Annotated in this window: 10 protein-coding genes and 1 pseudogene; 10 read left to right on the forward strand and 1 reads right to left on the reverse strand. The window is 71.4% G+C overall.

Going from position 1 to position 11728, the window contains the following annotated elements:
- Positions 1-47 precede the first annotated feature (47 nt).
- The 10 genes and pseudogenes from mshD to pstB all read left to right on the forward strand — a co-directional run bounded on the left by mshD (position 48) and on the right by pstB (position 10383).
- Positions 48-983 (forward strand): mycothiol synthase, encoded by a 936-nt coding sequence (gene mshD, locus ABZX67_RS27100; protein ID WP_355365087.1) that lies wholly within the window; start codon positions 48-50, stop codon positions 981-983.
- A 92-nt stretch (positions 984-1075) separates the two neighbouring features.
- A complete protein-coding gene (locus tag ABZX67_RS27105; protein WP_355365090.1) occupies positions 1076-1462 on the forward strand; it encodes a GntR family transcriptional regulator in 387 nt (128 codons plus the stop codon).
- A pseudogene (locus ABZX67_RS27110) lies at positions 1459-1746 on the forward strand (ATP-binding cassette domain-containing protein); the annotation flags it as partial. The gene ABZX67_RS27105 and the pseudogene ABZX67_RS27110, both read left to right, overlap by 4 nt.
- 471 nt (positions 1747-2217) lie before the next feature.
- On the forward strand, positions 2218-4449 hold the full coding sequence (locus tag ABZX67_RS27115) for an RNA degradosome polyphosphate kinase (protein ID WP_355365093.1): 2232 nt from the start codon (positions 2218-2220) through the stop codon (positions 4447-4449).
- Positions 4436-5332, forward strand: coding sequence for a CHAD domain-containing protein (locus ABZX67_RS27120; protein ID WP_355365096.1), 897 nt, complete (start codon positions 4436-4438; stop codon positions 5330-5332). Before ABZX67_RS27115 ends, ABZX67_RS27120 begins: the two co-directional genes overlap by 14 nt.
- Positions 5329-5793: an NUDIX hydrolase gene (locus ABZX67_RS27125; protein WP_355365099.1), complete on the forward strand. Its 465-nt coding sequence runs from the start codon at positions 5329-5331 to the stop codon at positions 5791-5793. The genes ABZX67_RS27120 and ABZX67_RS27125 overlap by 4 nt, the downstream gene beginning before the upstream one ends.
- A 477-nt stretch (positions 5794-6270) precedes the next feature.
- Complete coding sequence (pstS, locus tag ABZX67_RS27130) at positions 6271-7401, forward strand: phosphate ABC transporter substrate-binding protein PstS (protein ID WP_355365102.1); 1131 nt, start codon at positions 6271-6273, stop codon at positions 7399-7401.
- A gap of 112 nt (positions 7402-7513) precedes the next feature.
- On the forward strand, positions 7514-8506 hold the full coding sequence (gene pstC, locus ABZX67_RS27135; RefSeq protein ID WP_355365105.1) for a phosphate ABC transporter permease subunit PstC: 993 nt from the start codon (positions 7514-7516) through the stop codon (positions 8504-8506).
- On the forward strand, positions 8506-9582 hold the full coding sequence (pstA, locus tag ABZX67_RS27140) for a phosphate ABC transporter permease PstA (protein ID WP_355365108.1): 1077 nt from the start codon (positions 8506-8508) through the stop codon (positions 9580-9582). Before pstC ends, pstA begins: the two co-directional genes overlap by 1 nt.
- A gap of 24 nt (positions 9583-9606) precedes the next feature.
- Complete coding sequence (gene pstB, locus ABZX67_RS27145) at positions 9607-10383, forward strand: phosphate ABC transporter ATP-binding protein PstB (protein WP_355365111.1); 777 nt, start codon at positions 9607-9609, stop codon at positions 10381-10383.
- Between the two features lie 345 nt (positions 10384-10728).
- Here pstB and ABZX67_RS27150 read toward each other — a convergent pair whose 3' ends face one another.
- On the reverse strand, positions 10729-11727 hold the full coding sequence (locus ABZX67_RS27150) for an inorganic phosphate transporter (RefSeq protein ID WP_355365114.1): 999 nt from the start codon (positions 11725-11727) through the stop codon (positions 10729-10731).
- Position 11728 lies beyond the last annotated feature (1 nt).

Consider the following 11728-nt stretch of genomic DNA (forward strand, 5'->3'; position numbering starts at 1 on the left):
GCGGACGACGCTACTTTGACGACACTCCCTAGTCGTACGCTCGTCGCATGACGACTGACGCCCCCGTACCCGGCATTGAGCCCGGTCGACGTATCGACACCCTCGACGAGCTCACCCCCGCGCAGGCCCAGGACGTCCTCGACCTGCTCGCCGAGGCCGCCCGCATCGACGGGATGCAGGCCGTCTCCGAACAGGGGCGGCTCCAGCTGCGCCACGGGCGACGCGAGGGGGTCTCGCACCTGCTGCTCACCGTCAGCGGCGAGCTCGTGGGGTACGCGCAGATGGAGGACACGGACCCGGTCGAGGCGCCGGCCGCCGAGCTCGTCGTCCACCCCTCGCACCGCGGCCGTGGCCACGGGCGGGCGCTCGGCGCCGCGCTGCTCGCCGCCTCGGGCAAGCGGCTGCGCGTGTGGGCGCACGGCGGCAAGTCGGCCGCCCGCCACCTCTCCCAGGTCCTCGGGCTGACGCTCTTCCGCGAGTTGCGCCAGATGCGCCGGCCGCTCGCGCCGCTGGACATCCCCGAGCCCGAGCTGCCGCCGGGCATCACCGTGCGCACCTTCGTACCGGGCCAGGACGACGCGGCCTGGCTCGCGGTGAACGCGGCCGCGTTCGCGCACCACCCGGAGCAGGGCTCGATGACCCAGCGGGACCTGGACGACCGCAAGGAGGAGCCGTGGTTCGACCCGAAGGGCTTCTTCCTCGCCGTACGGGAAGCGGACGGCGAGCTGGTGGGCTTCCACTGGACGAAGGTGCACGCCGAGGAGCGGCTGGGTGAGGTGTACGTCCTCGGCATCAGCCCGCAGGCGCAGGGCGGCGGCCTCGGCAAGGCGCTGACGGCGATCGGCCTGCGGCACCTGGCGGCGCAGGGGCTGCCGACGGCGATGCTGTACGTGGACGCGGACAACACGGCCGCGGTGCGGGTGTACGAGCGGATGGGGTTCGCGACGCACGAGGTGGACCTGATGTACCGCTCGGAGACGTGACGTAACAGCGCTTGGAGGGCGAGGTGTTGACACCTCGCCCTCTCTTGCACCACCCTTTCACTACTTGATTAGTGAAAGGGTGGTGCAAGGACGTGGTCGCGTACCGCATCGACCGGCGCAGCGGCGTCGCCACCTACCTCCAGATCGTCCAGCAGACCAAACAGGCCCTGCGCCTGGGACTCCTGGAGCCCGGCGACAAGCTGCCCACCGCGCGCGAGGTCGTTGAGGCCACCGCCATCAACCCGAACACGGTGCTCAAGGCCTACCGCGAACTGGAGCGCGAGGGCCTCGTCGAGGCCCGCCGCGGCCTCGGCACCTTCGTACGGAAGACGCTCGGCAGCGCCTCCGCCGACTCCCCGCTCCGCGACGAGCTGGCCGCCTGGGCCGCCCGCGCCCGCGCGGCCGGGCTGGAGCGGGACGACGTGACGGCGCTCTTCGGCTCCGTACTGGAACAGACTTACGAGGGGGACGACTCATGACCAGCGCCTTCGTGGCCCACGGCCTCACCAAACGGTACGGACGGCGCAAACCCGCCCTGGACGACTGCTCCTTCCGCCTCCCGGAGAGCCGGATCTGCGCGCTCGTCGGCCCCAACGGCGCCGGCAAGTCCACGCTCCTCGCCCTGGCCGCCGGCCTGATGCGGCCGACCGCCGGCACACTCCGCGTCCTGGGCACCGACCCGGCCGCCACCCGCCACCGCGTGGCGTACGTCGCCCAGGACAAGCCGCTGTACCCGCAGCTCACCGTCGCCGACACCCTGCGCTGAGCGGGCCGGGCACCGACAAGCTCACCGGCCTGCAGGGCCTCCCCCGGGACGCCTTCCTGCTCGAGTCCGGATACGTCACCGCGCACGGCCGACTCCCGTACGACGCGTGCTGGCGGGCAACCGGCGGCCTGGACGACTGCCCCGCGAGCCTCGGCATCACCGGCTGGTACGCCGAATACCACCCCGCCTCGCACTTCTGGCCCGTCCAGCTCGCCGAGACCGACATCGTCCTCGCCCTCGCGGCCCTGGCCGCGTACGCCGCCTTCCGCGTCCTGCGCCGCCACCATGCGTAACCACCGGACCGGGGGGCGGTCGGCCCGGACGGGGGTCTGGCCGTCCGCCCCCAGCACGTCACGTAATGGTTACCGACCATTCAGAAGGGCTTGCGACGCTCAGCGAATGAAGCCCGCCGTGTCAGCGGCCCGCTCCGACGCGCTTGACCACCCCCTGGCGCGGAAGAATGGTGCCATGAGCCAGCAGCCCGCCGAGGCCGACGTCCCGATCCAGCACGCCCAGCCGTCCGTGGGGTCCATAGCCGCGCACCGACCGCACATGGTGACCGCCGGGCCCGTGTCCGACCTGGCGCCGGACCTCGACTCCGACCTGGACGCGTACGACGAGGACGGCCCCGCCGGCGAGCTGCCCCCCGGCCGCTTCCTGGACCGCGAGCGGTCCTGGCTGGCGTTCAACGAACGGGTGCTGGAGCTGGCCGAGGACCCGGCGACGCCCCTCCTCGAACGAGCGAACTTCCTCGCGATCTTCGCCTCCAACCTCGACGAGTTCTTCATGGTCCGGGTCGCCGGCCTCAAGCGCCGCATCGCCACCGGCGTGGCCACCCGGTCCGCCTCCGGGCTCCAGCCGCGCGAGGTCCTGGAGCTGATCTGGACCCGCTCGCGGGAGCTCATGGCCCGGCACGCCGCCTGCTTCCAGCAGGACATCGCCCCGGCCCTCGCCGACGAGGGCATCCACCTCATCCGCTGGCCCGAGCTGACCGAGAAGGAGCAGGCCCGGCTCTTCACCCTCTTCCGCCAGCAGATCTTCCCCGTCCTCACCCCGCTCGCCGTCGACCCGGCGCACCCCTTCCCGTACATCTCCGGCCTCTCCCTCAACCTCGCCGTCGTCGTGCGCAACCCCGTCAGCGGCCACCGCCACTTCGCACGCGTGAAGGTCCCGCCGCTGCTCTCCCGCTTCCTGGAGGCATCGCCGCAGCGCTACGTCCCGCTGGAGGACGTCATCGCCGCGCACCTGGAGGAGCTGTTCCCGGGCATGGAGGTGCTGGCGCACCACATGTTCCGCGTGACGCGCAACGAGGACCTGGAGGTGGAGGAGGACGACGCCGAGAACCTCCTCCAGGCGCTGGAGAAGGAGCTCATGCGGCGCCGCTTCGGCCCGCCGGTGCGCCTGGAGGTCGAGGAGTCGATAGACCCGTACGTCCTCGACCTGCTCGTGCGCGAGCTCAAGGTCACCGACGCCGAGGTGTACCCGCTGCCCGGACCGCTGGACCTGACCGGGCTGTTCGGGATCTCGGCGCTGGACCGGCCCGAGCTCAAGTACCCGAAGTTCGTGGCCGGGACCCACCGCGACCTGGCCGAGGTCGAGTCGGCGTCCGCGCCGGACGTCTTCGCCGCCCTGCGCGAGCGGGACGTCCTGCTCCACCACCCGTACGACTCGTTCTCCACCTCCGTCCAGGCCTTCCTGGAGCAGGCCGCCGCCGACCCCGACGTCCTCGCCATCAAGCAGACGCTGTACCGGACGTCCGGCGACTCCCCCATAGTCGACGCCCTCATCGACGCGGCCGAGTCGGGCAAGCAGGTCCTCGTCCTCGTCGAGATCAAGGCCCGCTTCGACGAACAGGCCAACATCAAGTGGGCGCGCAAGCTGGAGGAGGCCGGCTGCCACGTCGTGTACGGCCTCGTCGGGCTCAAGACCCACTGCAAGCTCTCCCTGGTCGTCCGCCAGGAGGGCGAGACGCTGCGCCGCTACTCCCACGTCGGCACCGGCAACTACCACCCCAAGACCGCCCGCCTGTACGAGGACCTCGGCCTGCTCACCGCCGACCCGCAGGTCGGCGCGGACCTGTCCGACCTCTTCAACCGGCTGTCCGGCTACTCGCGCCGCGAGACCTACCGGCGCCTGCTCGTCGCGCCCAAGTCGCTCCGCGACGGCCTGGTCTCCCGCATCAACAAGGAGATCGTCCACCACCGGGCCGGGCGGCTCGCGTACGTCCGCATCAAGGTCAACTCGATGGTCGACGAGGCCGTCATCGACGCCTGCTACCGCGCCTCGCGGGCCGGCGTACCGGTCGACATCTGGGTCCGCGGCATCTGCGCCGTACGGCCGGGCGTGCCCGGCCTCTCCGAGCACATCAGGGTCCGCTCCATCCTCGGACGGTTCCTCGAACACTCGCGGATCTTCGCGTTCGGGAACGGCGGCGAGCCCGAAGTGTGGTTTGGTAGCGCCGACATGATGCACCGTAACCTGGACCGCCGGATAGAAGCGCTGGTCCGGGTCTCCGACCCCGCGCACCGCGCCTCGCTCTGCCGGCTGCTGGAAGCGGGCATGGCCGACACGACCTCGTCGTGGCACCTCGGCCCGGACGGCGAGTGGACGCGGCACGCGACGGACGGGGACGGCCAGCCGCTGCGGCATGTCCAGGAGATGCTCATAGACGCGCGGAGGCGCCGGCGTGCTCAGCCCTGACCAAGTCACCGCGGGCGAGGTCCTGTCCCCGTACCTCCACGCCCGCGCGGGGGACTTCCTACGGAACCTGCGCCAGCACGCCGAGAGCGGCGCGGACACGGCGGGCGCCGAGGAGGCGGCACGGGGACTGCGCACCGCCGCCCGGCGCATCGGCTCCACGCTGCACACCTTCCGGCCGCTGCTCGACGCCTCCTGGGCCGACCAGCTGCGCACCGAACTGGCGTGGCTGTCCGGCCTGCTGGCGCAGGAGCAGGCGTGCACCTCGCGGCTCGTCCGCCTGGTGGACGCGCTGTCCCGCCTGACGGGCGGCGCCGAGGCGCTCGCGGTGGGCGGCGCGCGGGCCGGGGCCCTGCTGGAGCGCCGCCTGACCCTCGCGCGGACGCGCGCCCACTCGGCGGCGCTCCAGGCCCTCGGCTCGTCCCGCTTCCACGCGGTCGCCGACGCGGTGGCCCTGCTCGCCTCGGAGGTACCGCTGGGCCCGGCCGCGGCCGCCCGCGCCGGCGAGGTCCTCGGCCCGCCCGCCGAGGCCGTCGAGCGGCGCCTGCTGGACGCGGTGGCCGCGCTGCCGATGAGCCCTGCCGTGGGCGGCGAGCAGCACGACACCTCCTGGCACCACGTACGGCTGCTGCTGCGGCTGCACCGCCACGCCCAGGAGGTCCTGGGCACGGACGCGCAGCTGTACGAGGCAGGCCGCGCGCTCGACCGGCACCGGGACGCCGCGGACGCCGCGTCCGCGGCGGCGAGCGCCGCGCGCACCCCGCGCATCGCGCCGGCGACGGCGTACGTGCTCGGCGTGCTCCACGCGGACCAGCGGCACGAGGTGGAGGCGGCGCGCGTCTGCTTCCACCGCGCGTGGCAGCGTACGGCGGTGACGGCCCGGTGACGCCCCTGGTCCATGCCGCCGGCTGCGTCCTGTGGCGCCGCGTCGCGGCCGGCGGCAGCGGCACCGGCAGCGGCAGCGGCAGCGGCAGCGGCAGCGGCAGCGGCGACATCGAGGTGGCCGTCATCCACCGCCCCAAGCACGACGACTGGTCCCTCCCCAAGGGCAAACTCGACCCCGGCGAGGACCACCGGCACGCGGCCGTCCGCGAGGTGCTGGAGGAGACCGGTATGACCTGCGCCCTCGGTCCCGAGCTGCCCAAGGCCTGCTACCGGGCGGGCGACCGTCCCAAGGAGGTCCGCTACTGGGCGGCCGAGGCCACGGGCGGCGCCTTCCGCCCCAACGGCGAGGTCGACGAGCTCCGCTGGCTCTCCCCGCCCGAGGCCCGGGCGCTCCTGTCGTATCCCGTCGACCGGGACCTGGTCGACGCGGCCCTCGCGGCGATCTCCCCCGGGCGCCGCTGACCGCGCGCGGCACCGGCGACCCTCAGCTTTCCGGGCGGCCTCGCCTTTCTGGGCGGCCTCACCCTTCCGGGCGGCCTCACCCTTCCGGGGGCAACCCGCCCCGCACCACCGCCACCCTCACGAGTGGCCCCGGTGCGGCCTCCGTGCGCCCGCGTACCGGCGCACAACCCCGCGCTCCGCGCCTCGCGCCGCCGGAGCGCGCCCTCGCCTGCCCGGGACCCCGTACGACCCCGCGCGACCCCGCCGTAAACCTCACTCCCGCCGCCCACCGCGCCCCCGGGACAATGGCCCCACAGGCTCTGGCCACGGCTCACCACGGCTTCCGTCACGGTTCACCTACCGTTCACTCTCCCCCGCCAGCCATGTCACCTGATCTGCCTAATTTCGGCCGTACACGGTTACTGACACACGCCGCCACCGCGCTCACGCACGGATTCGGACGACGCCGCGGCGGCTCCTGGAAGGAACACCCAAACAGTGAAGCTTCAGCGCAAGACCGGGCTTCGCGCCACCGCGCTCGGCGCCCTCGCCGTCTCCGGCGCCCTGGTACTCACGGCGTGTGGTTCGGACAACAACACGGGCGCCCCCGACGGCGGCCAGAAGACCGGCGCCACCTCGAACATCACGTGCGACGGCGCGAAGGGCCAGCTGCTGGCCTCCGGCTCCTCCGCGCAGAAGAACGCCATGGACCTGTGGGTCAAGAACTACATGGCCGCCTGTCCGGGTGTGGAGATCAACTACAAGTCCTCCTCCTCCGGCGAGGGCATCATCGCCTTCAACCAGGGCCGTGTCGGCTTCGCCGGCTCCGACTCCGCGCTGAAGCCGGAAGAGGTCGCCGAGTCCAAGAAGATCTGCAAGTCCGGCCAGGGCATCAACCTCCCCATGGTCGGCGGCCCGATCGCCATCGGCTACAACGTCCCCGGCGTGAAGGACCTCGTCCTCGACGCGCCCACCATCGCCAAGATCTTCAACGACAAGATCAAGAAGTGGGACGACCCGGCGATCGCCAAGCTCAACCCCGAGGCCAAGCTCCCGAGCACGCCGATCCAGGCCTTCCACCGCTCCGAGGACTCCGGCACCACCCAGAACCTCGGCAAGTACCTCGGCAAGGCCGCCAAGGCCGACTGGCCGTACGAGGCCGAGAAGAAGTGGCCCGCCCCCGGCGGCCAGGCCGCGTCCGGCTCCTCCGGCGTCGCCGCCCAGGTCAAGCAGGTCGAGGGCGCCATCGGCTACTTCGAGCTGAGCTACGCCGCCTCGCAGAACATCCCGGCCGTCCAGATCGCCACCGGCGCCCCCGCCCCGGTCCCGGCCACCTCCGAGAACGCCTCCAAGGCCATCGCCGCCGCCAAGATCAAGGGCACCGGCAAGGACCTGGCGCTCGACCTCGACTACACCACCAAGGCCGAGGGCGCGTACCCGATCGTCCTGGTGACGTACGAGGTCGTCTGCGACACCGGCAACAAGGCCGACACCCTCGGCACCGTCAAGTCCTTCCTGACCTACACCGCCTCCGACGAGGGCCAGAAGGTCCTGGCCGAGGCCGGCTACGCCCCGATCCCGGCCGAGATCAACGCCAAGGTCCGCGAGACCGTCAACGGCCTGTCGTAACCGCACGCAGGGCCGGCCCGGCCGCTCGCCGGGCCGGCCCCCCACCCCATCCGGTGCACCGCCGCCAGGGGAGCCGCCACCGCGGACTTCCCCCACACAGACCGGAAAGACCATGGCTATAACGACTGACAACGCACCGGCTCCGCCGCCGGTCGCCGGGAAGCCGGGCCCCACCTCCACCGGCCGCGCGGGCGACAAGATCTTCCTCGGCCTCTCCCGCGGCTCCGGGATCCTGCTCCTGGTGATCATGGCGTCGATCGCCGTGTTCCTCAGCTACCGGGCCTCGCTCGCCCTCGCCGAGAACGAGGGCAACTTCTTCACCACCTTCGACTGGAACCCGGTCGGCGACCGCCCGGTCTTCGGCATCGCGGTCCTCCTCTTCGGCACGATCATGAGCTCGGTCATCGCGATGGTCATCGCGGTCCCGATCGCGGTCGGCATCGCGCTGTTCATCTCGCACTACGCGCCCCGCAGGCTCGCCGCGCCCCTCGCGTACGTCGTCGACCTGCTCGCCGCCGTACCGTCGATCATCTACGGCATCTGGGGCGCGCTCTTCCTGGTCCCGTACCTGGAGGGCCTGAACCTCTGGCTGGACCAGTTCTTCGCCTGGACGTACGTCTTCGACAAGACCGAGGTCGGCGTCGCGCGGACCCTCTTCACCGTCGGCATCCTGCTCGCGATCATGATCCTGCCGATCGTGACCAGCGTGAGCCGCGAGGTCTTCCTCCAGGTGCCGCGCATGAACGAGGAGGCCGCCCTGGCCCTCGGCGCCACCCGCTGGGAGGTCATCCGGCTCGCCGTGCTGCCCTTCGGCCGCTCCGGCGTCATCTCCGCCTCGATGCTCGGCCTCGGCCGGGCACTCGGCGAGACCATGGCCGTCGCCACCGTCCTCTCCCCGAGCTTCCTGATCTCGCTGCACCTGCTCGACCCGGGCGGCGGCACGTTCGCCCAGAACATCGCGGCGAAGTTCGACGAGGCCGACCAGCTCGGCCGTGACGCCCTGATCGCCTCCGGCCTGGTCCTCTTCGTCCTCACCCTGCTGGTCAACGGCGCGGCCCGCCTGATCATCGCGCGCCGCAAGGAGTACTCGGGGGCGAACGCCTGATGAGCAACGCAATCCAGGACGCGCCCGCCAAGGCCGCCCCCCGCCCCCGCAAGGACAGCCTCAGCCAGCGCCACCTGCCGCGCTGGGCCCCGGCCGCCTTCGCCGCCGTCGCCGTCGCCCTCGGCTGCGGCACCGGCGTGGCCGCCGGCCTCGAGAGCCGCATCCAGTGGGGCCTGATCTCGGCGCTCGCCTTCGTCGTCGTCTCGTACGCCGTGACCTCGGCCGTCGAGAACCAGCGCCAGGCCAAGGACCGCCTCGCCACCAGCGTGGTGTGGGTGTGCTTCATCCTCGCCGTGATCCCGCTGTTCTCGCTCATCTGGGTCACGGTCAGCCGGGGCCTGAAGGTCCTCGACGGCTACTTCCTCACCCACTCGATGGCCGGCGTCCCCGGCTTCGACGTCGGCGGCGGTGTCTACCACGCGCTCGTCGGCACGCTGGAGCAGGTCGGCCTCGCCACCCTCATCTCCGCGCCGATCGGCCTGCTGACCGCGGTCTACCTCGTCGAGTACGGCAAGGGCTCCCTGGCCAAGGCCGTGACGTTCTTCGTCGACGTCATGACGGGCATCCCGTCGATCGTCGCCGGCCTCTTCATCCTCTCCATCATGCTGATGGCCGACCTCCAGCCGTCCGGCCTGATGGGCGCGCTGGCGCTGGCGATCCTGATGATCCCGGTCGTGGTCCGCTCCACCGAGGAGATGCTCAAGCTCGTCCCGAACGAGCTGCGCGAGGCGGCGCTCGCCCTCGGCGTACCGAAGTGGCGCGTGATCCTCAAGGTCGTCATCCCGACGGCGATCGGCGGCATCACGACCGGCGTCATGCTCGCCATCGCCCGCATCGCCGGTGAGACAGCGCCGATCATGCTGCTGGTCTTCGGCAGCCAGCTGATCAACACCAACCCCTTCGAAGGTGCTCAGTCCGCGCTCCCCTTCTACATCTGGGAGCAGTACAAGGTCGGCAGTGAGGCGTCGTACGACCGCGCCTGGGCCGCCGCACTCGTCCTGATCGCCTTCGTCATGATCCTCAACCTGGTCGCCCGCGGCATCGCCCGCTGGAAGGCCCCGAAGACCGGCCGCTAAGGCCTCCTGGAAGTGATCGAAACCATGGCCAAGCGAATCGACGTCAGCGGCCTGACCGCCTACTACGGCGCCCACAAGGCGATCGACGACATCTCCATGACCGTCGAGCCCCGCTCCGTGACGGCCTTCATCGGCCCGTCCGGCTGCGGCAAGTCCACCTTCCTGCGCACCCTGAACCGCATGCACGAGGTCACCCCCGGTGGCCGCGTCGAGGGCAAGGTGATGCTGGACGACCAGAACCTGTACGCCAAGGACGTCGACCCGGTCGCGGTGCGCCGCACGGTCGGCATGGTCTTCCAGCGCCCGAACCCCTTCCCGACGATGTCGATCTTCGACAACGTGGCGGCGGGCCTGCGCCTGAACGGCAGCTACCGCAAGCAGGACCTGGCCGACACCGTCGAGCGGTCCCTCAAGGGCGCGAACCTCTGGAACGAGGTCAAGGACCGCCTCAACAAGCCCGGCTCCGGCCTCTCCGGCGGCCAGCAGCAGCGCCTGTGCATCGCCCGCGCGATCGCGGTCGAGCCGGACGTCCTGCTGATGGACGAGCCGTGCTCGGCGCTGGACCCGATCTCCACGCTCGCCATCGAGGACCTGATCAGCGAGCTGAAGGAACGGTTCACGATCGTCATCGTGACCCACAACATGCAGCAGGCGGCCCGCGTCTCGGACCGCACCGCCTTCTTCAACCTGGCGGCGGTCGGCCAGCCGGGCAAGCTGGTCGAGATCGACGACACGGAGCGGATCTTCTCCAACCCGTCCGTCCAGGCCACCGAGGACTACATCTCGGGCCGCTTCGGATAGACCGTCCGCCGGAATCCCCTTGCGGTGCTGCATGGCGGTGCCACCGCAAGGCAAAGGGCCCGCCCCCTGTCCCAGGGGGCGGGCCCTTCCGTCACTCGAAAAGCAGCCCCGCCGGCGATTGAGGCGCGGGGGCCGGGGGGCAGAGCCCCGGTTCGGGAAGGGGCGGGGTGGGGAACAGCCCCGCAGGGCCCACCGCACCCGCCCGGCACGCAGCCGTCAGCCGAACACCAGCCGCACCACACCGAAGCTCGCCGCGGCGACCAGCGCCGCCGCCGGCATCGTGATACTGCAATCCCCCGGGGGATAACCCCCGGACCCCCAGCAACACGGCCCGGCACGCAGCCGTCAGCCGAACACCAGCCGCACCACGCCGAAGCTCGCCGCGGCGACCAGCGCCGCCGCCGGCATCGTGATGAACCATCCGAGGATGATGTTCTTCGCGACACCCCACCGCACCGCGTTGACCCGCTTCGTCGCGCCGACACCCATGATCGCCGACGTGATGACGTGCGTCGTCGAGATCGGCGCGTGGAACAGGAACGCCGAGCCGAACATGATCGACGCGCCCGTCGTCTCCGCCGCGAACCCCTGCGGCGGGTCCAGCTCGATGATCTTGCGGCCCAGCGTCCGCATGATGCGCCAGCCACCGGCGTACGTACCCAGCGACAGCATCACCGCGCAGGCGACCTTGACCCAGACCGGGATCGCCTCCCCGGCGTCGTGGACGTCCGCGATGACCAGTGCCATCACGACGATGCCCATCGTCTTCTGGGCGTCCTGGAGGCCGTGGCCGAGCGCCATGCCCGCCGCCGACACGGTCTGGGCGATACGGAAGCCGCGCTTCGCCTTGTGCGGGTTCGCCTTGCGGAAGATCCACATGATCCCGCACATCACCAGGTAGCCGACCACCAGGCCGACCACCGGCGAGATGAACATCGGGATGACGATCTTGTCGACGACGCCCGACCAGATCACATCGGTCCCACCCGCCAGCGCCGCGCCGACCATGCCGCCGAACAGCGCGTGCGACGAGGACGAGGGCAGGCCGAAGTACCAGGTGATGAGGTTCCAGACGATCGCGCCGACCAGCGCCGCGAAGAGGATGCCCATGCCGCGCGAGCCCTCGGGCGTCGCGATCAGGCCCTCGCTCACGGTCTTGGCGACCCCGCTGCCGAGGAAGGCGCCCGCGAGGTTCATCACCGCGGCCATCGCCAGCGCCGCGCGCGGCGTCAGCGCCCGCGTGGAGACGGACGTGGCGATGGCGTTCGCCGAGTCGTGGAAGCCGTTCGTGTACGTGAAGCCGAGCGCGACCGCGATGGTCACGACCAGTGCGAAGGTGTCCACG

It is taken from the genome of Streptomyces sp. NPDC003036 (assembly GCF_040611175.1).
Lineage (GTDB): Bacteria > Actinomycetota > Actinomycetes > Streptomycetales > Streptomycetaceae > Streptomyces.

Coding starts and splice junctions, on each gene's coding strand:
- mshD (WP_355365087.1), top strand. CDS start 48: ATGACGACTGACGCCCCCGTACCCGGCATTGAGCCCGGTCGACGTATC.
- ABZX67_RS27115 (WP_355365093.1), top strand. CDS start 2,218: ATGAGCCAGCAGCCCGCCGAGGCCGACGTCCCGATCCAGCACGCCCAG.
- pstC (WP_355365105.1), top strand. CDS start 7,514: ATGGCTATAACGACTGACAACGCACCGGCTCCGCCGCCGGTCGCCGGG.
- pstA (WP_355365108.1), top strand. CDS start 8,506: ATGAGCAACGCAATCCAGGACGCGCCCGCCAAGGCCGCCCCCCGCCCC.
- pstB (WP_355365111.1), top strand. CDS start 9,607: ATGGCCAAGCGAATCGACGTCAGCGGCCTGACCGCCTACTACGGCGCC.